Here is a 24341-nt window from a genome sequence, read left to right as displayed (position 1 = left end):
TTCCGCCACTTCGGCATACCACCTAGCTACGTCCTACTCTCCCAGGCGGTCACCCACCAAGTACCATCGGCGCTAAAGAGCTTAACTTCTGTGTTCGGAATGGGAACAGGTGTATCCTCTCTGCTATAATAACTAGATTATTTTTCATTTATTTTGTACTGCTCAATCAGTACAAGTATAATAATACCATCTCATATTTTCAATGTCAATACTTTTTTTATATTTTTTTGTTTTTTATTGTCATAATATATATTTAACTTAAATACAATACAGTAATATCTATATTATAACATAAAAATAAAAGAAGGTAGCATTTCTAACAATACACCTTCTTCATCTAAATAATTTTTGCTCATTAAATCTATATTATGTCATCTATCTTATTACTAGTCTTACTTTTCATATTCTTTTCTTAATTTCTCTACTATCTTTCGCTCGATTCTAGAAATAGTCATTTGAGATATATCTAATTCTTTTGCTAGAGATGATTGAGTTTTTTCTTCAAAAAATCTTCCCTTAAATATTTTAACCTCTAATTCATTCAATTTACCCACAAATTTATCCACAAAATCTTTATATTCTATATTAACAAAACTATTTTCATGCTCTCCTAGTCTATCTATCAAAGTTATCTCTGAATCTTCTGAATCACTATTCACAGGAGTATCTAGGGAAACTGGTTGATACCCATATGATGCTTCTAATGCTTCTAATACTTCCTCTTCCTTGTACCCTATAAAATCAGCAATATCTTTTACCTTAGGTTTTTTCTTATTTTTTTGTTCTAATATAAGTTTTGCTTCGTTTACTTTTTTGTTTAATTCCTGAATTCTTCTTGGAACTCTCATTGTCCAAACTTTATCTCTAAAATATTTCTTAATTTCACCTATTATAGTAGGTGTAGCAAAACTGGAAAATTCATATCCTTTTGACATATCATAGCGCTCCACTGCATAAATAAGCGCCAAAGATCCAACTTGATATAAATCCTCAAATTCCACTCCTTTATTAACATACTTTTTAGCAAGAATGTTGACTAAATAAAGATTTTTCTCTACTAAAATATCTCTGATTTCTTTATTACTTTTATCCTTACTATAAATATAAAAAAGCTCTTTATTGTCCATATCTAGATAATTGGTAACAGATGATATATGCTTCATTAATTATCAACTCCTAAATATTTTGTCATTTTTATAGTAGTACCACTATCTACATCAGATTTTATCATTACATCATCCATTAAGCTTTCTATTATGAACAAGCCCAACCCACTTTCTTTAGGCTCATTTAAATTAGGTTTATCAACAGAATCAACATTATATCCCTTTCCATTATCTATTATTTCTATAGTTAAACCATTTTCAAATATTGTATATTCCACATAAAACTTATTATCTGAACTATGCTTTATTGCATTTGTACAAGCTTCAGAAACAGCTACCTTAATATCTTCTATATCATCTAAGCAAAACCCCATTTTGTTTGCTATTCCTGATGTCGTTAATCTTACAACGCTTACATATTGTGGGTTAGAAGCAATTTCCATTTTTATAATCTCAAAATTCAATTCTATCCCTCCATTTTAAATATTTTGTCTAATCCTGTTATAGAAAAAATCTTTTTAACATTGTCTTTAGGTGATTTTATGTATATTTCTTTATTTTCAATTTTTATTCTTTTTAAAACTCCTATCATAACACCTAATCCAGTTGAATCTATATAATCTAAATTACTCAAATCAAATCTTATGTTTTTTATATCTTTGTCAATTAATTTGTGTAAATACTCTTTAAATTGATCCGCTGTGGATACATCTAATTCACCATTTACAAAAACCTCCCAAAAATCAGCATCAAGCTCATTTTTTAAATTTATATCAATAGACATTTATAAACCTCCTAATTACTTCCATTATTTTTTAAAAACTCTTAAAACTTTAAAAAATCCTGTTATTTTCTCAACTATATCTAATATACTTCTTACATCTGATGTTATCTCAGCTGCATTATCTATTATTTCACTTATATTTTTTTCGTTGTAATCAATTATTTTATTAACTCTTTCTATTGTCTTTGTAGTTGAATTTAACATTTTAGCTATATATATAGCAATTATTAATATCGCTACTCCAAATAAAACAGCCCCTATTTGCCACCCAATTGCATTCATTATTTATTCTCTCCTTCTTCATCAAAAGTTCTACTAACTACTATATCCTCTTCTTCTATTTCTATTTTTTCTTGTGCTAAATCATCTTTTATTTCAGATACTTTTTCTTTAACTTCTTCAAAAGTTTCATGTAGAACATCTTTTGGATTTTCTTTTATAGTATCTATTTTTTTCTTGGCATCTTCTCTTAATTCGCTGCCCTTTTTAGGTGCTAAAAATATTCCCATAAAGAATCCTATTATTACTCCTAACGTTAATACTTTTCCTCTTTTTTTACTCATATTACATAGCTCCTTTCAAGTTAATATATTTATATTATATATTACATTTTGTATTGATTATATATTATTTATTCAAAATAAAAAATCTTTTCCAAAAAACTGTAATAATACTGAAAAAGAATAGGTTAATACCTATTCTTCTTCTGCATTTATTTTTGCGATTGAAACTACATCTACTTCATCATCTGTCTTCATAAGCTTAACTCCACTAGTTACTCTTCCAAATACAGATATATCGTCAACTCTCAATCTAATAAGAACTCCATCAGAATTTATAAGCATCAATTCATCTTCGTTGTTGACCATTGTTGCTCCGACTATTTTTCCAGTCTTATCTGACATATTATAAGTTTTTATTCCTTTTCCTGCTCTTATTTGACTTCTGTACTCTTCTATTTCAGTTCTTTTTCCGAAACCATTTTGGCTTACAACTAATAAATCAGTTCCTTCATCACATAAATTCATAGAAACAACCTTGTCGTCATCTGATAGAGTTATACCTTTAACTCCCATTGCTGTTCTACCCATAGGTCTTATATCTTTTTCACTAAATCTAATAGACATACCATCTGATGTTACTAATAATACTTCTTTATCTCCATTAGTAATTTTTACATCTATTAATTCATCGTCATCTCTTAAACCTATAGCTATTAATCCTGATTTATTAATATTTTTAAATTCTGATCTCTTTGTTTTCTTAACTATACCTTTTTTAGTTGATAGTAATAAATATGTATCGTCATTTGCTTGTGTATCAACATCAATAAGTGTAGCTATCTTTTCATTAGGTCCTAATTGAAGTAAGTTAACTATAGCTGTTCCTTTTGCTTGTCTCTTACCTTCTGGAACTTCATACGCATCTAACTTAAACACTCTACCTCTATTAGTAAAGAATAATAGCTTGTTATGTGTTCTCGTAGTTATTAAATGTTTTACGAAATCCTCTTCTCTAATTGTAAGAGCTGAAATACCTCTTCCACCTCTTCTTTGGCTCTTATAAGTATCTAAAGGTAATCTCTTAATATATCCGAAGTGAGTCAATGTTATAGTGATTTCTTCGTCATCTATTAAGTCTCTTATATCTATTTCGCCTTCAGCATGTCTTATTTCTGTTCTTCTTTCGTCTGCATATTTCTTTTTAATTTCTAAGATTTCGTCTTTTATAACGCCTAATAATAAGTGTTCATCTGCAAGTATTGATTCTAAATACTCTATCTTTTTCATTAATTCGTTGTATTCAGCTTCTACCTTTTCTCTTTCTAGACCTGTTAACTTTTGAAGTCTCATATCTAGTATTGCTTGAGCTTGGACTTCACTTAGTTTGAATTTATCCATTAATCCAGTCTTAGCAATTTGTGTATTTGCAGAAGATCTAATTAAATTTATAACTTCATCTATATAATCTAAGGCTATTCTTAAACCTTCTAATATATGAGCTCTAGCTTGAGCTTTATTTAATTCAAATTTAGTTCTTCTTGTTACTACGTCCTTTTGATGTTCTACATAGTAATATAATATTTGTTTTAAGTTTAGTATTCTTGGAACACCATTTACAAGAGAAAGCATTATTATACTAAATGTATCTTCAAGTTGAGAATGTTTGTATAAGTTATTTAATACTATATTGGCATTTACATCTCTTTTTAGTTCTATAACAATTCTCATACCATTTCTGTTACTTTCATCTCTTAAATCGGATATTCCCTCTACCTTTTTATCTTTAACTAATTCAGCTATTCTTTCGACTAACTTAGCCTTGTTAACTTGGTAAGGAATTTCTGTAACTACTATTTGCTGTTTTCCTTTAGGAAGCTCTTCTATTTCAGCTTTAGATCTAACCTTTACCTTTCCTCTACCTGTTTTGTAGGCTTCTGTTATACTGTCTTTTCCCATTATTATTGCACCCGTTGGGAAATCTGGACCTTTAATATAATCCATTAATTCTTCTACAAAGCAATCTGGATTATCAATTAGATGAACAGTAGCATCTATAACTTCACCTAAATTATGTGGTGGTATAGAAGTCGCCATACCTACAGCTATACCATTAGATCCATTTACCAATAAATTTGGGAATCTAGCTGGCAATACAGTAGGTTCTTTTAAAGATTCATCGAAGTTTGGTCCAAAATCTACTGTTTCTTTATCTATATCTCTTAATAATTCTAGAGATAATTTACTCATTTTGGCTTCTGTATAACGCATTGCTGCTGGTGAATCGCCGTCTACAGAACCGAAGTTACCATGACCATCAACTAAAAGAGCTCTTGTTGAGAAGTCTTGTGCCATTCTTACCATAGCTAAATATACTGCTGTATCACCATGTGGATGGTACTTCCCTAAAACGTCCCCAACTATACGTGCTGACTTTCTATATGGCTTATCTGGTGTTAAATTTAATTCATTCATTGAATAAAGTATTCTTCTGTGTACAGGCTTTAAACCATCTCTAACATCAGGAAGTGCTCTACCGGCTATAACACTCATGGCATAATCTATATATGAATTTTTCATTTCCTTCGAAATCTCTGCAGGAATTATTTTATTATTTTCTTCCATGTCCATTCTCCTTTCTCATTAAATGTCTAGGTTTTTAACAAATTGTGCATTTTGTTCTATGAAGTCTTTTCTAGGTCCAACTTTGTCTCCCATTAACATAGAGAATATCATATCAGCTTCTGCAGCATCGTCTATTGTTACTTGAAGTAGAGTTCTTGTTTCTGGGTTCATTGTTGTTTCCCATAATTGTTCTGGATTCATTTCTCCAAGACCTTTGTATCTTTGAAGCTCGATTCCATTTTTGCCTATCTCTTCTAATAAAATTTCTAATTCTTTATCTGAATAAACATAGTATTCTTTCTTTTGTTTTTTAACTTTAAATAGCGGTGGTTGTGCTATATAAACATAACCATTGTCTATAAGTGGTCTCATATATCTAAAGAAGAATGTTAATAATAAAGTTCTAATGTGGGCACCATCGACGTCTGCATCGGTCATTATTATTATTTTGTGATATCTAGCTTTTTCTAGATTAAAATCGTTCCCGACACCACATCCATATGCAGTTATCATATTTTTGATTTCGTCTGATGATAAAATTCTATCCAATCTAGCCTTTTCCACATTAAGTATTTTTCCTCTAAGTGGTAATATAGCTTGTGTATATCTATCTCTACCTTGCTTAGCTGAACCACCGGCAGAATCCCCTTCGACTAAGAATATTTCACTCTTAGCAGGATCTTTCTCAGCACAGTCTGCTAATTTTCCAGGCAATGATGTACTTTCTAGTACTGTTTTTCTTCTTGTCAATTCTCTAGCTCTCTTAGCTGCTTCTCTAGCTCTTTGTGCTCTCAATGCTTTATCCACAATTACCCTTGCAGTCTGTGGATTTTCTTCTAAGAATGCTCCTAACTCTTCAACTGTTACTGAATCAACTATACTTCTCATTTTAGTGTTACCTAATTTAGTTTTAGTTTGTCCTTCAAATTGAGGATCTGGTAATTTAACTGATACAACAGCTGTAAGACCTTCTCTTATATCTTCACCTGATAGGTTTGATTCATTTTCTTTTATTAATTTATTTCTTTTAGCGTACTCATTTACTGTTTTAGTTAACGCAGTTTTAAATCCAGCTAAGTGAGTCCCACCTTCTTGGGTATCTATATTATTAGCAAAAGATAATATATTTTCAGAATATCCATCTGTGTATTGGATAGCTATTTCAATCATGCAGTCTTGTATTTTTTTATCTATGTAAACTACATTTTCATGTATAGGTGTTTTTGTTCTGTTTAAATACTCAACAAATTCTCTTATACCTCCATTGTATAAGAATTCTTTCTTCTGTTCTTGTCCTGGTCTTTTATCTTCAAATATTATTCTTACGCCCTTATTTAAGAATGCTAGCTCTCTTAATCTAGTTTCTAATACGCTGTAATCAAAAACTATATCGTCGAATATTGTAGCATCTGGCATAAAGTTGATTATTGTTCCTGTATGTGTAGATTCACCTACTATTTCTAATTCTGAATCTGTTATACCTTTTTTATAGCTTTGTCTGTATATTTTTCCATTTCTGTACACTTCCGCAACTAACCATTCTGAAAGCCCATTAACAACAGATATACCAACACCGTGAAGACCACCAGATACCTTGTATCCTCCGCCTCCAAATTTACCACCGGCATGTAGTATTGTAAGTACTGTTTCAAGTGTAGATTTTCCTGTTTTTGGATGAGTTTCAACTGGAATTCCTCTACCGTCGTCTTTAGTTAATACACTACCATCCTCATTAATACACACATATATTCTGTCACAGTATCCTTGCAATGCTTCGTCTATACTGTTATCCACAATTTCATACACTAAGTGGTGTAATCCTCTAGGTCCCGTAGATCCAATGTACATACCAGGTCTTAATCTAACTGCTTCTAAGCCCTCTAGTACTTGAATCTGATTTGCACCATATTCTTGTTTCATCTAATTACCTCCATCTTCCATATTTATAACTTTTCCTTTATCTATATAAAAAATTGATGTATCACTCTCATTAAAAATTCTTTTATGAGCTAATTCTGCACTCGTTATGAACATCTGAACATCACCTAAGTTTTTAACTAATAATTTTTGTCTTGTCTCGTCTAACTCACTAAAAACATCATCTAAGATTAAAACTGGATTTTCGTTCACCTCTTGTTTTATAAGCTCTATCTCTGATAATTTTAGTGAAATAGACACTGTTCTCTGCTGTCCTTGGGAACCGTACAGCTTGACATCTAAATCATTTATGAAAATGTTGAGATCGTCCTTGTGAATTCCGTACTTAGTCGTCCTAGTTTCTATATCGTGTTCTCGGTTTTCTTCAAGCCTTTTTAGAAGCTTCTTTCTAGCATTTTCCACAGTATCATCATCAGATAAGTTTATCTGATTCTTATAAGTTATCAACAATTCCTCATTGTTTCCTGTTAATTTCTTGTGCATATTGCTAGATATCTTTGAAATTTTCTTTATAAAATCCCTTCTCAATATATAAATATAGGCACCATAATTAGCCAAGCTCTCATCATACACAGATAGTAAATTAGCATCAACTATTTTATTTTTTAAAGTTTTGTTTCTTTGAATCAATATTTTGTTATAATTAATCAAATAATTATAATATTTAGGCATGATCTGGCTAATTTCTTTGTCAATAAACGCTCTTCTTTCTCGCGGCCCGTCCTTTACAAGCTTTAAGTCCTCAGGAGAGAAAATAACAACGTTTAAGTTACCTAGTAATTCTTGAATTTTATGAATATGGATTTTATTAACTTTTATTCCCTTTTTATTATTCTTGCCAATTGCAACTTCTATTAAACCTGTTGAAGAATTTTTTAAATAATTTCCACCAATATATAAATTTTCACATCCGAATTTTATAATTTCTCTGTCTTTGTTAGTTCTAAATGATTTTCCAAACGATAACATATATATAGCTTCTACAATATTAGTTTTTCCTTGGCCATTCTTTCCAACGAGTAGATTTATATTTTTTTCAAAATTTAAATGTAAATTATCGTAATTTCTAAAATTTATTAGTTGTAAGCTATTTAATCGCATAAAAGTTTCTCCTTAAAAGTATTAAATTACTTTTATTTGATCTCCTTCTACCTCAACAATATCCCCAGATATTAATTTTTTACCTCTTCTAGTTTCAACTTCACCATTTACTTTGACAACACCCTCTTGTATAAGGTATTTTGCGTGTCCACCTGTTGAAGCTATATCAGCAAGCTTTAAAAACTGATCTAACTTTATATACTCTGATTCTATCTTGATTTCAAGCATAATTAACCACCCTCCAAATGCAATATTTAATATTAACCTAATAATTTATTATATCATAACTAAAAAAAACCCGTACTATTTATTTTTAGCACAGGTTTTTTATGCATTCCTTTTCTGTAATATATTAACAATATTATCAACAATTGTTAATAATATTGTGGATTATTTGGTGGATTAATTATTTGAAGATATTCTTACTGGTAAAAGTAGATATATGTATCTTGTTCCATCAGCAGGTTTCATTATACATGGATTTACGTTAGTTGTAAATTCCATATATATTTCTTCGCAATCTATATTTTTTAAACCTTCTAGTAAATATCTTGAGTTAAATGCTATATCTAAATAGTCTCCCTCTAATGACAATGCTACTTCTTCATATACATTTCCTTTTTCATTGTTGGAAGTTATTGCCATCATCGAATCTCTTATAGATAATTTTATAAGATTGTTAAGCTCTGATTGAGAAAGTAATGAAGCTCTTTCTATACTGTTTAACAAATCTTTAGTTTTTAATTTTATTTTTGAATTATACTCTCTTGGGCATAACTTTTTGTAATCTATAAACTCTCCATCTAAAAGTCTTGTGACTATTTTTGTTTCATCAATTATGAAGATAGCATTTTTTTCATTAAATCCGACCTTTACATCTTCTTCTGATGATAATAAACTATTCACATCTGTTAGTGTTTTTCCGGGGATAATTACCTTAGCTTTAGTATCTCCTTGATTTAAGTTATCCACTTTACAAGTTCTAACTGCAAGTCTATAACCATCTATCGCAACTAAATTTATGTCTTCATTATCTATTTCTAAAAGCTCTCCCATAAGTATTGGCTTAGTTTGGTCTTGTGATGTAGCAAAAACTGTTTGTTTTATCATGCTTTTTAGTACATCTTGAGGAATACTATATAAGTTATCCTCATTTACATCTGGAATTTGTGGATATTCTTTTGCAGAATCTCCTTTTATTTTGAATTTTGAGTTTAAACAATTTATATAAACATTGTTATCCTCATCTGTTTCTATTTCTACAAATGAGTCTGGTAACTTTCTGATTATATCACCAAATAATTTTGAATTTATTACTATACTTCCTTGTTCCATAACTTCTGCTGAAACATGAGTTTCTATTCCTATCTCTAAATCATATCCTTTTAAAACTATTTCATCTTGTTTAGTAACTATTAAAACGCCTTTTAATAAATCTAAAGTTGTTTTTGAGTTAATAGCTTTTTGTACAATTCCTATTTTATTGGCTAGTAATTTTTGGTTACAAATTATCTTCAATGTGGATAACCTCCTTGTTGCTTTTTTAATAAAATAATTAATAATAATGATAGTAGTAATAGTAGTAGGTGTTGTTGATAATGTGTATAAATACTTCTGTATTAATAATACCAACGGTTAGAGCATGTGTATAAAATGTGGATAACTATGCAAAAACCTATGGATAACTATGTGGAGAAAATATGGATAACTTTTTTGCTAAAAATTGTATTCACATATATCCACAGCTTATCCACAGAAATTAACAACACAACTGTGAATAACTTAACCTTTTAAATCCATTATTATTTTGTCTATTTTTTCCTTTAATTCAATATTTTTCTCAAGTTCAAGATCTTTAGATATTTTATCATGAGCATGAATAACTGTAGTATGATCTCTCCCTCCAAATTCGTTTCCTATTTTAGGTAATGATAAATCAGTAAGCTCTCTACTTAAGTACATTGCTATTTGGCGTGGATAAGCTATAGCTCTAGTTCTTTTTTTAGAATTAAAGTCATCCATTTTTATTCCAAATACTGTAGATACTTTTTCTTTTATTCTATTAACAGATATTTCTTGGCTTTCTGAAGTAGTAACTATATCTTTTAAGGCTTCTACAGCTAAGTCGTAAGATATAGCCTTGTTGATAAGCGATGAATAAGCTACAACTCTAGTTAATGCTCCCTCTAGTTCTCTTATGTTTGATTTTATATATGTAGCTATGTAGTTCATTACTTCATTTGGAACATCTATATTTTCAATTTGAGCTTTTGTTTTTAATATAGCTATTCTTGTCTCGAAATCAGGTGGCTGAATGTCAGCAATTAATCCCATTTCGAAACGTGATCTTAATCTGTCTTCTAGAGTAGGAATCTCTTTTGGAGGTCTATCACTAGAAATAATTATTTGCTTATTGGCTTCATGTAATGCATTGAAAGTATGGAAAAATTCTTCTTGTGTTCCCTCTTTTCCAGCTATAAATTGAATATCGTCGATAAGTAGTATATCAACATTTCTATATTTGTTCCTGAACTCCTCGTTTTTATCGCTTTTTATTGAATTTATAAGTTCGTTTGTAAATTTTTCTGATGAAACATAAACGACCTTAGCATCATTTTGTTCTTTTATAATTTGATGCCCTATTGCATGCATCAAGTGAGTTTTTCCTAGACCAACTCCACCATATAAAAATAATGGGTTGTATGCTTTTGCTGGTGATTCAGCGACTGCTACACATGCTGCATGAGCAAATCTATTGCTATTACCTATTACAAATGTATCAAACGTGTATTTAGGATTTAAGCGAGGATAATTTTTAATAATATTATTAGTATTACTATTATTGCTTTTATTAGTATTACTATTTGAAGTTTTTAAAGGATTTTGTTCAACTTCGCTGCTATCAGAAATTATTTTTATTTCAAATTTATTCGAAGATAATTGGCTTAAACAACTCTCTATCAAATGTAGATATCTAGTTCTTAAAATATCTTCTGCAAATTCGTTTGGAGCTAAAAGAGTTAACTCATTTGAATTTGTTTCAATTGGTACAGTGTTTTTGAAGAAAGTTTCAAAGCTAGCTGAAGCGACTTCACCTTTTATAAGTTGCAATGTTTTTTTCCATAATGAAACGATGTCCATATTTTAAACCTCCAACAAATTATTTGTTTTCCACAGATATATCCACAGAAATGTGAAAAAATACGGTAGTTAGTTTTCTAATATAGATATTAACAACAAGTAGTGGATAACTTGTGGATAATGTGTGTATATATATTCAAAATAAAAAAATATCAACATGCTGTGGATAAAGTTATTCAGAATATTAAATGTGATAATTTCAACGAATATTTACAATATTGTCAAAAAAAATAAAACTTATACACATAGATATCAACAAGATATGAATTACTGAATAACTTTATCCACATTATTAACAGGTATATTAATAATATCAGAAATTTTTCCAAATTACAAGATAATACGACTAAATTATCCACATTATTAACATAGCTGTGGATAATTTAATTAACATACTGTGAATTGCTATTTTTTACTAAAAAAAATAATATATACACAACTTGAAAAAGTTATAAACAGTTACCAAGAAAATTGGTATAAAATATAAGATAATTATAACTAAAAATTTTGTATTATAGTGGATAAAATTGTGAATAATGTTAATAAAAATGAATAGAAAATTTAGCGATCTTAATATGTTATATGCTCAAAAACTCGTTGACAAGCTGATTAAAAGGATTTATAATAATATGTGTTATGTTTACTTTGAAAGTAAAATTATTATTTTTATAAATGGAAAAAAATTTGAAAGGCGGTGCAAAGAATGAAAAGAACTTATCAGCCAAAAAAAAGACAAAGAAAAAAAGAACACGGATTTAGAAAAAGAATGAAAACTGCTAATGGTAGAAACGTGTTAAAAAGAAGAAGATCTAAAGGAAGAAATAGATTAACTCATTAATTTAAAAAAAGGCCGCTTAGACAAGTGGCCTTTTTGCGTAATTTTTTTTATTTAAAATTAAAAAATGAAGCTGTGTTTATGGAGGATTAACCAAGATGTATTTTAATGAAACTGAACGTTTAAGAAATGACTCTGATTTTAGAAGAGTTTATAAACACGGTAAATCTTTTGCAAATAGATACTTAGTAATGTATATAATGCGAAACAATTTAGAATATAATCGAGTGGGCATATCAGTTTCTAAAAAAGTAGGAAAGGCTATTGTTCGCAATAAGGTTAAAAGAAGAATAAGAGAATCATATAGGTTAGATGTTGACGGAAAAATAAAATCTGGATACGATATAGTTTTTATTGCTAGAGTTGCAATAAGTGATGTGCAATATAATGAAATTAATAAATCTATGAAACATCTTGTAAATAAATTTAAATTATTTAAATAGATAATTGTTTCTAATTATGGAGGTTCGAATTTATTGAATTCTAATTATGGAGGTTCGAATTTATTGAATAAAATAGTTTGTATAATGAAGGAAATAAACGTTTATTTATCGAAAGTATGTATTTACTTAATAAGATTTTATCAAAAATATATATCTCCATTGAAAGGACCTACTTGTAGATTTTATCCAACGTGCTCTCAGTATGCAATAGAAGCATTTAAAAAATATGGATTGATAAAGGGTATGTTTTTGAGCATAAAAAGAATACTTAAATGTCATCCATTTCACCCGGGGGGCTATGATCCTCTAAAATAAATATTTCAGGAGGTATACGATATTGTTAAACGCAATAGGTGATGTTTTAGGTTTTATACTTAGCTTCATAGTAAATATAGTAGGAGACTATGGCTGGTCAATTGTTGTATTTACTATAATAGTTAGATTGTGTTTATTACCATTAATGGTTAAACAGCTAAAATCTACAAAGGCTATGCAGGATATACAGCCTAAAATGTTAGAAATTCAAGAAAAATATAAGAATAAGCCAGAAAAGCAACAAGAAGAATTAATGAAGCTTTACAAGGATGCTAAAATAAATCCAATGGCAGGATGTTTGCCAATGCTTATACAATTACCAATATTAATGGGGTTATTTGCATTATTAAGAGATCCAGTTGCACATGGTGTATTTGCTTCAAAGGCTGCATATTTAGCAGCAGACCACGGTTTTTTATGGATTGCAAGTGTATCACAAACTCATAATATAAGTTTAGGTATATTATCAGGTGTCAGTGCTTATTTCATGCAAAAATCTATGACTGTAGCCGATGAATCTCAAGCTAAAATGATGCAATCTATGACTATAATGATGACACTTATGTCATTCTATTGGGGATATATGTATGAGGCAGGTCTTGCACTTTATTGGACAATGAGTAATATTTTCTCGATAGCACAATATTATTTAGTAACAAGTCCTTTAAAAGCTAAGATGGCTAACTCTAAGGAGGAAGTAGTTAAAGATGAAAAATCAAACAAAAATAAAAAGTCTGGAAATAAGAAGTAAATCTGAAGAAGAAGCAATACAAAAAGCTATTGAACAACTAAATGTAGATAAGACAGATATAGAAATCGAAGTTATTGAAACGCCTAATAAAGGTTTTCTAGGATTTATAGGGGCTAAAGATGGTCTTTATAAAATAACTTTAATAGAAAAGGAAATTGATATAGCAAAAGAGTTTATAGAAACAATGTTACATAATGCAAAGATAAATGCAAATGTAATAGCTACTCAAGAAGATAATTTAATAAAGATTAATATCGAAGGAAAAGAAGCTACATGTTTAATAGGAAGACGTGGCGAAACTTTAGATGCTGTTCAATTTTTAACTGGTTTAGCTCTTAATAAGATAAATAAAGATTCCCACTTTAGAGTATTAGTAGACATAGAAAATTATAGAGAGAAAAGAGAAGAATCTTTAATTAGATATGCTAATAAGGTAGCTAGAGAAGTGGCTAAAACAAGAAAAACTAAAAAGTTAGATTATATGAATCCATACGAAAGAAGAATAGTTCATTCAGCCCTTCAAAACGACAAGTATGTAATTACTTACAGCGAAGGAACAGATCCATATAGAAGATTAGTAATTGAGTACAAGAGATAATTTGAAAACCTCCTAAAATATAGGGGGTTTTCTTTTTAAGATTTATTTAATAAAATTAGAGTTATGAATAATTTATAAAATTGGTAATCTAATATTTACTAGCATTGTATTTCGATTATATATAGTATAATATAAAAATATTTTAAATAAATATTTATAAAATTTGTAAATTAGGTATAAACTGCTAATAAATACTTATTAACAGTTTATCTACAATATATGGGGATAAATTAAAATTAAAGAGGTGATAACTTTGTTTATAGATGATACAATAGCAGCTATTGCCACAGCTCCTGGAGAAGGTGGAATAGGAATAATAAGAATAAGTGGAAGTAATTCATTACAAGTTGCAGAAGAAATATTTAAATCTGTATCTGGTAAAAAAATCAGTGAATACAATTTAAGATCATTAATATATGGAGATATTTTTGATGGTGAAAAGAGAATAGATGAAGTTTTAGTGGCATATATGAAGGGACCACATTCATATACAGGTGAAGATGTAATTGAAATAAATTGTCACGGTGGATTTATTTCAGTTAAAAAAATATTAGAACTAATATTAACTAAGGATGTTAGACTAGCAGAAGCTGGTGAATTTACTAAGAGAGCATTTTTAAATGGAAGAATAGATTTATCTCAAGCAGAAGCAGTAATAGATGTAATAAAATCTAAAACTGATAAAGCTCAAGAGGTAGCTCAAAGCCAACTAGAAGGTTCTCTAGCTAAAAAAATAAGAGAGCTTAGAAATAAGGTTACAGAAGTTTTGGCACAATTAGAAGTATCTATTGACTTTTCAGATGAAGATGTAGAAGATGTGACTTACAAGGAAATAGAAGAAAAATCTTTAGAATTGAGAGCTGAAATCAAAAAATTATATGACTCAGCAGAGAGCGGAAAAATACTTAGAGATGGATTGAAAACTGTAATAATCGGTAAACCAAATGTGGGTAAATCTTCTCTATTAAACTCTATATTAGGAGAAAACAGAGCTATAGTAACAGAAATTCCTGGAACTACAAGAGACGTTATAGAGGAGTTTGTAAATATCAAGGGCATACCTCTAAAGATAGTAGATACAGCAGGTATAAGAGAAACTGAAGATATAGTCGAAAAAATAGGTGTACAAAAATCTAAGGAATCTATTGAATCTGCAGATTTAGTTATAATAGTTTTAGATTCATCAAAACAATTATCTGATGAAGATTTAGAAATACTACAAAGTGCACAAAGTAAAAAGACTATAGTTTTATTAAACAAAATCGACTTAGAACAAGTAATAGACGAATCTGAAATTGAAAAATTCGTAGGAAAAGAAAATATAATAAAAATTTCAGCACTTAAAAATGAAGGAATTGAACAAATACATGATAAAATAGAAGCAATGGTATTTACAGGAGATGTCAAGAGCTCGTCAAGTCTTGTTATAACAAATTCAAGACATAAAGATGCATTATATAAAGCTTATAATTCTATAAATGATGCTATAGATGGAATAATGCAAAGATTGCCATATGATTTTATAGAAGTTGATTTCAAAAATATATGGGACTATCTAGGATATATAAATGGAGATACAGTACAAGAAGATTTACTAGATACGATCTTTAGTAACTTCTGTATAGGAAAATAATAAATTTTAAATACGTAAACAACTATTTTAATATAAAAAGATACAAAAATGTTTCACGAGAAACATTTTGAGAAAGGAGAAATGATGATAACATTTGATGCAGGAAATTACGACGTAATAGTTGTCGGTGCAGGCCATGCAGGATGTGAAGCAGCTTTAGCTACAGCTAGAATGGGATGTAAAACATTAATGGTTACATTGACGCTTGATTCGATAGGTATGATGCCTTGTAATCCATCAATCGGTGGAACAGGAAAGGGGCAATTAGTCAGAGAAATAGATGCTTTAGGCGGAGAAATGGGAGTTAACATAGATAAAACCTTTATACAAAGTAGAATGTTAAATACTGCAAAAGGTCCAGCGGTACATTCTCTAAGAGCACAAGCAGATAAATTTAAATATCATACAGAGATGAAAAAAACATTAGAAAATGAACCAAATCTTGAAATAGTTATGGATGAGGTTATAGATTTAATAAATGATGGACAAGTAATAAAAGGTGTTGTAACTAAATTAGGATGTAAATATCACTCAAAAGCAGTTATATTAGCAACAGGTGTTTATTTAAATTCATTGATTTATGTTGGAGAGGTAACTCTACATGAAGGACCTAATGGGCTAGGATATGCAGATCAATTGACTAATAAATTAGTTGAATTAGGTTTAGATATGAGAAGATTCAAAACTGGTACCCCAGCTAGAATTCACAGAGATAGTATAGATTTTTCTGAAATGGTTATACAAGAAGGCGACGAAAAAATCACACCTTTCTCATTTATGAGTGGAGAATTAAACATAGATCAAGTACCTTGTTATCTAGCTAGAACTAATTTAGAAACACACAAGGTTATAATGGACAACATAAATAGATCAGCTATGTACAGTGGTAGAGTTCACAGTACAGGTCCTAGATATTGTCCATCTATAGAAGATAAGGTTGTGAGATTTAACGATAAAGAATCACATCAAACATTTATAGAGCCAGAAGGTTTAGATACAAAGGAAATGTATATCCAAGGTATATCTACAAGTTTACCTTACGAAGTACAGCTTCAAATGTACAAAACTATGAAGGGTCTTGAAAATTGTAAAATAATGAGACCAGCTTATGCGATTGAGTACGATTGCTTAAATCCTACACAATTAAAAGCGTCTCTTGAAATAAAGGTAACAGAAAACCTATTTAGTGCAGGACAATTCAACGGAACATCAGGCTACGAAGAAGCAGCAGCACAAGGTCTTATGGCTGGTATAAATGCCGTTAGAAAAATTCAAGGAAAAGAGCCTTTTATACTAGATAGATCAGAAGCTTATATAGGAGTTTTAATAGACGACTTAATAACTAAGGGAACTAATGAGCCTTATAGAATGATGACATCTAGAGCAGAATATAGATTATATCTAAGACAAGATAATGCAGATATGAGACTTACAGAAAAGGGATACGAGTTAGGTCTTGCAACTCAAGAAAGATATGATAGATTCTTAGCTAAAAAGGCTTTAGTAGAAGCAGAATTAGAGAGATTAAAAACAGAAAGAGTTACACCAAAGGAAGTAAATCAATATTTAACTGAAAAGGGTGCATCAGAAATAAAAGTAGGTTTGTCTTTATATGAATTTTTAAAGAGACCAGAAGTAACATATGATTTAATTGAACAAATAGGTAAAGGCGCTTCAGAAGAAGTACCTTACGACGTAAAAGAGCAATGTGTGATAATGTCTAAATACGAAGGATATATAGATAAACAATTGAAACAAATAGATCAATTTAAAAAGCTAGAAAATAAAAAGCTATCAGAAGATATTGATTACTCTACTATCGAAGGTCTTAGAATAGAAGCTAGACAAAAGCTTAATAATATAAAACCATTATCAATAGGTCAAGCATCTAGAATATCTGGAGTTTCACCTGCTGATATATCTGTATTACTTATTTACCTTGAACAAATGAGAAGAACTAGAGGTGGAAGTAATGAGTAATATAGATATATTAAAAAATGGTATAGAGGATTTTGGTTTAGAAGCTAATGAAAAAGTATTGAGTGATTTTCAAGAGTATAAAGAATTATTAGTTGAATGGAATCAAAAGATGAATTTAACAGGTATAGAAGATGAAAAAGAAGTGTTTATAAAGCACTTCTTAGATTCTATATCTGCTGTTACAAAAGGATATATCCAAAATGGAATGTCTTTAATAGATGTAGGAACAGGAGCTGGATTTCCTGGGATGCCACTTAGAATTTGTCTACCAGAATTAAAGGTGACATTACTTGATTCTCTAAATAAAAGAATTAATTTTTTACAAGAGGTAGCATCTAAATTATCTATTGACGATATAGAGTTTATTCATGGAAGAGCTGAAGACTTCGGAAAAAATGAAGACTATCGAGAAAAATTTGATATTGCTACAGCAAGAGCAGTTGCAGGATTACCTGTTTTAATGGAATTTTGTGTTCCATTTATAAAGGTTGGGGGATATTTTGTATGCTTAAAGGGGCCTAACGCTAATTTAGAATTAGAAGAATCTAAAAAGGCTATGGAAGTATTAGGTGTTGAATATATTGAGAAAATAGATGTAAAATTGCCAGAAATCGACTTAAATCACAATATATTAATATTTAAAAAAGTTAAAAATACTCCAAGTAAATATCCTAGAAAAGCTGGGAAAGTTTCAAAAAATCCTATAAAATAAAGTATAATCTTTTGTAATAATTAAAAATATAGAGGATTATATAGTAAAATGAAGAATAATATCATAAAGTAAGTTGAAATATTGAGATAGAAAGTGTTAAAAAAAGTCATAATAAGGAAATAAGTTTGTATATAAAAAATAGTTATAGAATGAGAGAGGTATGTTATGGAAGAGAAAATAGTTATAGAAATACCGATTGAAGAGATAGCTCCAAATCCATATCAACCAAGAAAAGTATTTTCTGAAAAATCGTTGGAAGAATTAAAAGACTCAATTGAAAGTTATGGAGTATTACAGCCTATTACTGTTAGAAAAAAAGAAGATAAATTCGAATTAGTTGCGGGGGAAAGACGATTAAGGGCTGCTAAATTGGCTAATTTAAAAACTATACCTGCTATATTGTACGATATGTCTGATGAAACTTCGGCTGTATTAGCGTTATTAGAAAATTTACAAAGAGAAGATTTGAACTTTATAGAAGAGGCTTTGGGGTATGAAAATTTAATAAAAGAACATAATTTTACACAACAACAATTAGCTCAAAAATTAGGCAAGAATCAATCTACAATTGCTAATAAATTGAGAATATTAAAGCTGCCTACAGCTATAAAGGAATCTCTGATAGAAAATGGGCTTACAGAAAGACATGCTAGAGCATTGCTTAAATTACCGAATGAAGAATTAATGAAGGATGTTATATCAAAAATTGTTAAAAATGAGCTTACAGTTAAAAAGACTGAGAAGCTTATAAAGGATATTTTAGAAAGTATAGAGCTAGAAAATAATCCAGAGAAAAAACAAAATATAAAATGTTCTATGAGTATAAGAATATATCTTAATACATTAAAGCAAGCATATGATGCAATAATAAATACAGGAATTGAAGCAAAATATAATGAAATAGATAAGGGAGATTACATGGAAGTAGTTGTAAAGATCCCTAAGAAATAGAATTACTGCACAGCAGTAATTTTTTTTTAAAAAAGAGGGAGGAATAATGATGGCTAAAAAAGGATTAAATTCGTTATTACCAGAGCAAATAGAAAATGAAAAACAAATTGTAAATATAAAGATATCAGATATATATCCAAATAATACTCAACCTAGAAAGAGTTTTGATGAAGATAAAATTATAGCTTTATGTGAATCGATAAAAAAACACGGTGTACTTCAACCGATAGTATTAAAGCCTGACGAAAATGGAAAATATATGATTATAGCAGGAGAAAGAAGATATAGAGCATGCAAAATGGCGAAAAAAGAAGAGATTCCAGCTGTTATAAAAGATATACCAACTAAGGAAGTAATGGAAATTGCTTTAGTTGAAAATTTGCAAAGAGAAAATTTAAACATAATAGAAGAAGGAATAGCATATAAAAATTTAATAGAAAAATATAAATCTACACAAGAAGAACTTGCCTCACTTGTAGGTAAGAGTAGACCTTATATAACTAATACTATGAGATTATTGAATTTATCTAAGGAAGTAATTAGGTATATCGAATTAGACAAGATTTCACCGGGACATGGTAAGGCGTTACTAAGGATTAGTGACGAAAAGAAACAGATTGAATTGGCACAAAGGATAATAAAAGAAAATTTATCAGTTAGAAAGACAGAAGAAATAGTAAAAAATATGCTAGAAGAGAAAAAGAAAAAAACTAAACCAAAAGAAAAAGATATATTTATAAAGGATATAGAGGAAAGACTTACAAATAGTTTAGGAACGAAGGTTAACATTTCTTCAGGAAAGAAAAAAGGAAAAATAGAAATAGAATATTATACAGATGATGATTTAAATGATATAATAGAAAGACTTCTAGAGGAATAATATTTTGACAAAGGAGAATTATGTCAATATATGTTAGATGCGTTTAACATGAAGAAAAAAATATATTAAACTATAATAAAAAAGCATCCATAGTTTATTTTAATATTCTAAGCTAGAATATAATATATATTGATTTATATAAAAAAATAGAATTTTTAGAAAAAATACAAGTGATAATGATGTAATTAATGTAAGTATAAGTTATAATTATATTATAATAATTAGTAATAATAAATAATGCTAAAGTGGGTGAGATATATGAATATATTGAGTTTAGGGGAAAAAATAAAAAAACTCAGAAAAGAAAAAAATATGACGTTAAAGGAGCTAGCGGGGGATAGGATAACAGCAGCGCAAATAAGTCATATAGAAAGAGATAAGTCGCACACGAGTTACGAGCTTTTAGAGTACTTAGCCGAGAGATTAGATGTCAGTATAGATTATCTTCTTGAAACGAAAGAGATGCAATCTAAAAAAATTACGGACAATTTAATTTTACAGAGTGAAATATATATAAAAAGAGATGCCCTAGATGAAGCAGAAAAAGAGATAGAAGAAATCATTGAAATCTGCGAGAAGTATGATCTTTCTGAAAATTATGGAAAATGCAATTATTTATTGGGAAATATTTATTTAAAGAGAAAAGATAGTAGAAAAGCTAATTTTTATTTTGAAAAGGCATTATTCCATTTTATAAAAAATGATGATAAAAAAAGAATATTCCAATGTTATATGAATATAGCTAATATATATTTTGAAGATAAATTTTATCAAGTTGCTTTAACAAATTATTATTTTGCAAAAGAAATACTAGATGAAATTAATGTAGATGAACCGGATACATACAAGGAATTATACAGTAAAATATCTAAATGTTATATAAAAATGGACGATACTGAAAAAGCACTAGAATTTATAGAAAAAATAGGAAGTATAGATAATGAATATTCACCGACACAAGAAGTTGAAATGTTGGTATTGAAAGCTAAAAATTTATTAGCTGAAGCTAGATATATAGAATCAAAGGAATATTTTGCAAAAGCTTTAAAAATAATAGAAAAAGAAGAGAATAAAGATAAATTAGCTCAAGTATATTTGACAGTTGGAAGTATATATGGTGAGATGGGCGATAATGAAAAATTCCTAGAGTATTCAGAAAAGGTATATGATATAAAGAAAAATGATTCTGATGAATATATGATGGATAGTTTATTTAATATTATAAAATCTTATATAGATTCAAATGAATTTGAATTAGCTAAGAAGTATTCTAAATTAGCGCTAGCTGCTGCAATAAAAACAAAGAGCAAATACAATGAATTTAGAGCTTTAAAATACTACTGTGATATATATAAATATAAAGGAGAAACTGATATATCTATAGAATATCTTATAAAATGTATAGAAATAGTATCTAAATTAGATGATGATAAGATATTAGGTAATTTATATATAGAATTAGGACAGTTATATTCAGGAGTATCAAAAGAAAAAGAATTAGAATGTTATCAAAAAGGTGTATCTATATTTAAAAAATTAGAAATAATATAGAAAAATAGAAAGCTAGACTCTGTTAGGGTCTAGTTTTTATTCTTGAGAATAGATTATAAGTGAAAAATAAAAAAATATATGATAATATGATTATGAAAATTAATTAAGGAAAGGAGTTTGTTAAAATTATAGAATTTTAGCAACTAATATTATGAGTGAAATGTATATAGTATCATTTAATTCAACACATCAAGCTATAAAGTGTGATAAAACATTTGAAAAAAATGAGATGGATTATGCTGTTTTACCAACACCTAGAGAGATAACACAAAGTTGTGGAATATCTATAAAATTTTCAATAGAAAATATAGATAATGTAAAGAAAATTATTGATGAAAATCAAATTGAATATAAAGGTATTTATAAAATTGTAAAATTAGAAACAGGAAAAAAACAAGTAGAACAAATCTGTTAAAAGGGGGAGGATTTAATATGCCGTTAAATCTTAATGTAGGAGATACAGTTGAATTAAAAAAACAACATGCTTGTGGTTGTAAGGAATTTCAAATAATAAGAGTAGGTATGGATATTAAAATTAAGTGTAAAAATTGTGGCAGACTTATAATGCTAGATAGACCTACACTAGAAAAGAGAACCAAAAAAGTAATTCCTAAAAGCGAATAGAAATATTAAATAAATACTATTAAAAACTAAATATAAAAAAGTAAGAAATTAAAATAAATTTAAAAATAAATACTTGATATATTTATTTAATAATGATAAAATAGACAAGTATGAGATTTAGTTCTCATTTCTCTGCTCTAAAAAGTAGAGCCGTTAAGTCCAAAGGGAGGTGAAAAGAATGAAAAATTATGAATTAGTTTATGTTGTAAAACCAAATTCTGATGATGAAACAAAAGAAAGTGTTTTAAACAAAATAAAAGACGTTATTTCTTCAAATGGTGAAGTAGAAAAAGTTGATGCATGGGGAAATAGAAAATTAGCTTACCAAATAGCTAAATTTACTGAAGGTTTCTATGTATTAGTTAACTTTAAGGCTGGTGTTGAAATTCCAAAAGAATTAGACAGAAACTTAAAGATAAACGAAAACGTAATAAGACATATGATAGTAGTTGCATAATCATAAGTAATCAAACAAATTTTTAGGGAGGTTACATTATGAATAATGTAGTTTTAATTGGAAGATTAACAAAGGATCCAGAGCTAAGATATATACCTGGAACTGGAACACCTGTTGCTACATTTACTCTTGCAATTGATAGAGATTACACTAAGAAAGATGGAAGCAAGGATACAGATTTTATACCTATAGAAGTTATGGGTAAATCTGCTGAATTCTGTGCTAACTATATAGCAAAAGGTAGATTAGTTGCAATCCAAGGAAGTATTAGAGTAGATAGATATCAAACACAATCAGGAGAAAATAGAACATTTACTAAAGTAAGTGCGAGAAATGTACAAGCTTTAGATAGCAATAGAAGTAAATCAGAAAATCCATATGTTGAAAGTCATCCAGGGTCACAACCTAGTTTTGAGCCAAGTTTTGAACCGAATCAAGGATTAGATCCTAATGGTTTTCAAGCTATAGATGACGACGATATACCATTTTAAAGAAAAGGAGGAATAACAGATGATAAACAAAAAAAGACGTAAAAAAAGAAGAGTTTGTCAATTTTGTGCATCTAAAGACGCTAAAATAGATTACAAAAACACTCAAAGATTACAAAAGTACATCACTGAAAGAGGTAAAATATTACCAAGAAGAATTTCAGGTACTTGTGCAAAACATCAAAGAGAATTAACAGTGGCAATAAAAAGAGCTAGAAACTTAGCACTTTTACCATACACTTTAGACTAATAAAAAGTAAGCCTTCCATTGAAACATCAAGGAAGGCTTTTTTAGTAAAAAATTAATTTTTGCTAAGCAAGCGCAATTCGATCAAGAACATAAAAGGGCGAGTTTTAATGCTCGTTTTTTCAAATGATATATAATGTGTTATAATAGGTTTATATATTTGATAGGTGCAAGTTCACAAAGCCTTATACTTATAATTAAATTTTGCGATTATCGATAAAATAAAAAATAAGTTAAAATATTAGAATGAATTAGGGGTCATTTATTGAATTATTATAAGTAAAATATTAAATGACATATTACTAAAATAGCTTATTGAATTTATTTTAAAAGCAAATAATAGAATAAGGAGGTAGGGTTGTGAGAATAGATAGAAATTCTGATATTACTAGAAATGTAAAGATTATTGAATGGATGAAAAATGAAATATTAATGAGTGTAAGTGAATTATTTAATATTTTATTTAAAGGAGTAAGATCAGCTGATGAAGCGCTTCAAGATATATTAGCCAATATTATAATGATAACATATCTTTTGGCAAAAAGACTTGGAATAAGTTTTAATGAGATAGATTATAGAATAAAAGAAAAAACTTCATTAGGAATAAAAGAAGATCACAGCATAGAAAAATGGTATGGAGATTTGACTAATTTAAAAAATCATATTGAAAATAGGGAGTGA

General features: G+C 28.7%; 28 protein-coding genes and 1 rRNA gene. 17 read left to right on the top strand and 12 right to left on the bottom strand.

All coding sequences use genetic code 11. The features are described from left to right. Nucleotides 1-20: 20 nt before the first annotated feature. The 12 genes from rrf to dnaA all read right to left on the bottom strand — a co-directional run bounded on the left by rrf (nucleotide 21) and on the right by dnaA (nucleotide 11195). Nucleotides 21-137, bottom strand: a 5S ribosomal RNA gene (gene rrf, locus SPD90_RS02730). A gap of 255 nt (nucleotides 138-392) precedes the next feature. Continuing rightward, nucleotides 393-1163 carry a SigB/SigF/SigG family RNA polymerase sigma factor gene (locus SPD90_RS02725; RefSeq protein WP_320924224.1) on the bottom strand — a complete coding sequence of 257 codons (771 nt, stop codon included), beginning with the start codon at nucleotides 1161-1163 and terminating at the stop codon, nucleotides 393-395. Further along, entirely contained in the window at nucleotides 1163-1549 is a 387-nt protein-coding gene (locus tag SPD90_RS02720) for an ATP-binding protein (protein ID WP_439756939.1), read from the bottom strand. Before SPD90_RS02720 ends, SPD90_RS02725 begins: the two co-directional genes overlap by 1 nt. Before the next feature lie 23 nt (nucleotides 1550-1572). Beyond that, nucleotides 1573-1890, bottom strand: coding sequence for an STAS domain-containing protein (locus tag SPD90_RS02715; protein ID WP_320626825.1), 318 nt, complete (start codon nucleotides 1888-1890; stop codon nucleotides 1573-1575). A 24-nt stretch (nucleotides 1891-1914) separates the two neighbouring features. Beyond that, nucleotides 1915-2172, bottom strand: a complete 258-nt coding sequence (locus tag SPD90_RS02710) for a DUF948 domain-containing protein (RefSeq protein WP_320626824.1) — start codon at nucleotides 2170-2172, stop codon at nucleotides 1915-1917. Then, nucleotides 2172-2453: a YtxH domain-containing protein gene (locus SPD90_RS02705; protein WP_320626823.1), complete on the bottom strand. Its 282-nt coding sequence runs from the start codon at nucleotides 2451-2453 to the stop codon at nucleotides 2172-2174. The genes SPD90_RS02710 and SPD90_RS02705 overlap by 1 nt, the downstream gene beginning before the upstream one ends. 132 nt (nucleotides 2454-2585) lie before the next feature. Continuing rightward, on the bottom strand, nucleotides 2586-5015 hold the full coding sequence (gyrA, locus tag SPD90_RS02700; RefSeq protein WP_320924223.1) for a DNA gyrase subunit A: 2430 nt from the start codon (nucleotides 5013-5015) through the stop codon (nucleotides 2586-2588). Between the two features lie 18 nt (nucleotides 5016-5033). Beyond that, on the bottom strand, nucleotides 5034-6935 hold the full coding sequence (gene gyrB / locus SPD90_RS02695) for a DNA topoisomerase (ATP-hydrolyzing) subunit B (protein WP_320626821.1): 1902 nt from the start codon (nucleotides 6933-6935) through the stop codon (nucleotides 5034-5036). Beyond that, nucleotides 6936-8054 (bottom strand): DNA replication/repair protein RecF, encoded by a 1119-nt coding sequence (recF, locus tag SPD90_RS02690; protein ID WP_320626820.1) that lies wholly within the window; start codon nucleotides 8052-8054, stop codon nucleotides 6936-6938. 21 nt (nucleotides 8055-8075) lie between these two features. Then, the gene (gene yaaA, locus SPD90_RS02685; protein WP_320626819.1) at nucleotides 8076-8282 is read right to left on the bottom strand and encodes a S4 domain-containing protein YaaA; all 207 of its coding nucleotides are present in this window, start codon (nucleotides 8280-8282) and stop codon (nucleotides 8076-8078) included. A 174-nt stretch (nucleotides 8283-8456) separates the two neighbouring features. Further along, nucleotides 8457-9572, bottom strand: coding sequence for a DNA polymerase III subunit beta (gene dnaN, locus SPD90_RS02680; RefSeq protein WP_320626818.1), 1116 nt, complete (start codon nucleotides 9570-9572; stop codon nucleotides 8457-8459). 264 nt (nucleotides 9573-9836) lie between these two features. Next, nucleotides 9837-11195 carry a chromosomal replication initiator protein DnaA gene (gene dnaA / locus SPD90_RS02675; RefSeq protein ID WP_320626817.1) on the bottom strand — a complete coding sequence of 453 codons (1359 nt, stop codon included), beginning with the start codon at nucleotides 11193-11195 and terminating at the stop codon, nucleotides 9837-9839. A gap of 703 nt (nucleotides 11196-11898) precedes the next feature. Between dnaA and rpmH the strand changes: the two genes are divergently transcribed. From rpmH to SPD90_RS02590, 17 genes are all read left to right on the top strand, one after another. Continuing rightward, nucleotides 11899-12033, top strand: coding sequence for a 50S ribosomal protein L34 (rpmH, locus tag SPD90_RS02670; RefSeq protein WP_290687162.1), 135 nt, complete (start codon nucleotides 11899-11901; stop codon nucleotides 12031-12033). 95 nt (nucleotides 12034-12128) lie between these two features. Continuing rightward, the gene (rnpA, locus tag SPD90_RS02665; RefSeq protein ID WP_320626816.1) at nucleotides 12129-12473 is read left to right on the top strand and encodes a ribonuclease P protein component; all 345 of its coding nucleotides are present in this window, start codon (nucleotides 12129-12131) and stop codon (nucleotides 12471-12473) included. Between the two features lie 63 nt (nucleotides 12474-12536). Then, nucleotides 12537-12788 carry a membrane protein insertion efficiency factor YidD gene (gene yidD / locus SPD90_RS02660; RefSeq protein ID WP_320626815.1) on the top strand — a complete coding sequence of 84 codons (252 nt, stop codon included), beginning with the start codon at nucleotides 12537-12539 and terminating at the stop codon, nucleotides 12786-12788. Nucleotides 12789-12810: 22 nt separating this feature from the next. Continuing rightward, nucleotides 12811-13539: a YidC/Oxa1 family membrane protein insertase gene (locus SPD90_RS02655; protein ID WP_320924222.1), complete on the top strand. Its 729-nt coding sequence runs from the start codon at nucleotides 12811-12813 to the stop codon at nucleotides 13537-13539. Then, nucleotides 13496-14137 (top strand): RNA-binding cell elongation regulator Jag/EloR, encoded by a 642-nt coding sequence (jag, locus tag SPD90_RS02650; RefSeq protein ID WP_320924221.1) that lies wholly within the window; start codon nucleotides 13496-13498, stop codon nucleotides 14135-14137. Before SPD90_RS02655 ends, jag begins: the two co-directional genes overlap by 44 nt. Before the next feature lie 253 nt (nucleotides 14138-14390). Further along, nucleotides 14391-15770: a tRNA uridine-5-carboxymethylaminomethyl(34) synthesis GTPase MnmE gene (mnmE, locus tag SPD90_RS02645; RefSeq protein ID WP_320626690.1), complete on the top strand. Its 1380-nt coding sequence runs from the start codon at nucleotides 14391-14393 to the stop codon at nucleotides 15768-15770. Between the two features lie 84 nt (nucleotides 15771-15854). Then, nucleotides 15855-17750 (top strand): tRNA uridine-5-carboxymethylaminomethyl(34) synthesis enzyme MnmG, encoded by a 1896-nt coding sequence (gene mnmG, locus SPD90_RS02640; RefSeq protein ID WP_320626692.1) that lies wholly within the window; start codon nucleotides 15855-15857, stop codon nucleotides 17748-17750. Beyond that, the gene (rsmG, locus tag SPD90_RS02635; protein ID WP_320626689.1) at nucleotides 17743-18462 is read left to right on the top strand and encodes a 16S rRNA (guanine(527)-N(7))-methyltransferase RsmG; all 720 of its coding nucleotides are present in this window, start codon (nucleotides 17743-17745) and stop codon (nucleotides 18460-18462) included. The genes mnmG and rsmG overlap by 8 nt, the downstream gene beginning before the upstream one ends. 165 nt (nucleotides 18463-18627) lie before the next feature. Next, on the top strand, nucleotides 18628-19413 hold the full coding sequence (gene noc, locus SPD90_RS02630; RefSeq protein WP_320626688.1) for a nucleoid occlusion protein: 786 nt from the start codon (nucleotides 18628-18630) through the stop codon (nucleotides 19411-19413). 49 nt (nucleotides 19414-19462) lie between these two features. Continuing rightward, nucleotides 19463-20293, top strand: coding sequence for a ParB/RepB/Spo0J family partition protein (locus tag SPD90_RS02625; RefSeq protein ID WP_320626687.1), 831 nt, complete (start codon nucleotides 19463-19465; stop codon nucleotides 20291-20293). 258 nt (nucleotides 20294-20551) lie between these two features. Then, the gene (locus tag SPD90_RS02620) at nucleotides 20552-21844 is read left to right on the top strand and encodes a helix-turn-helix domain-containing protein (RefSeq protein ID WP_320626686.1); all 1293 of its coding nucleotides are present in this window, start codon (nucleotides 20552-20554) and stop codon (nucleotides 21842-21844) included. A 151-nt stretch (nucleotides 21845-21995) separates the two neighbouring features. Continuing rightward, nucleotides 21996-22259 (top strand): DUF3343 domain-containing protein, encoded by a 264-nt coding sequence (locus SPD90_RS02615; RefSeq protein ID WP_320924220.1) that lies wholly within the window; start codon nucleotides 21996-21998, stop codon nucleotides 22257-22259. 17 nt (nucleotides 22260-22276) lie between these two features. Then, nucleotides 22277-22468 (top strand): DUF951 domain-containing protein, encoded by a 192-nt coding sequence (locus SPD90_RS02610; protein ID WP_320626684.1) that lies wholly within the window; start codon nucleotides 22277-22279, stop codon nucleotides 22466-22468. Between the two features lie 178 nt (nucleotides 22469-22646). After that, on the top strand, nucleotides 22647-22925 hold the full coding sequence (gene rpsF / locus SPD90_RS02605; protein ID WP_320626683.1) for a 30S ribosomal protein S6: 279 nt from the start codon (nucleotides 22647-22649) through the stop codon (nucleotides 22923-22925). Between the two features lie 38 nt (nucleotides 22926-22963). Further along, nucleotides 22964-23416: a single-stranded DNA-binding protein gene (locus SPD90_RS02600; protein WP_320626682.1), complete on the top strand. Its 453-nt coding sequence runs from the start codon at nucleotides 22964-22966 to the stop codon at nucleotides 23414-23416. Between the two features lie 19 nt (nucleotides 23417-23435). Further along, nucleotides 23436-23663: a 30S ribosomal protein S18 gene (gene rpsR / locus SPD90_RS02595; RefSeq protein WP_320626681.1), complete on the top strand. Its 228-nt coding sequence runs from the start codon at nucleotides 23436-23438 to the stop codon at nucleotides 23661-23663. Nucleotides 23664-24020: 357 nt separating this feature from the next. Next, complete coding sequence (locus tag SPD90_RS02590) at nucleotides 24021-24341, top strand: MazG-like family protein (RefSeq protein WP_320624261.1); 321 nt, start codon at nucleotides 24021-24023, stop codon at nucleotides 24339-24341.

This window comes from Intestinibacter sp., assembly GCF_034113885.1.
Taxonomy (GTDB): Bacteria; Bacillota; Clostridia; order Peptostreptococcales; family Peptostreptococcaceae; genus Intestinibacter.
This window is presented reverse-complemented; position numbering and strand designations above follow the sequence as displayed.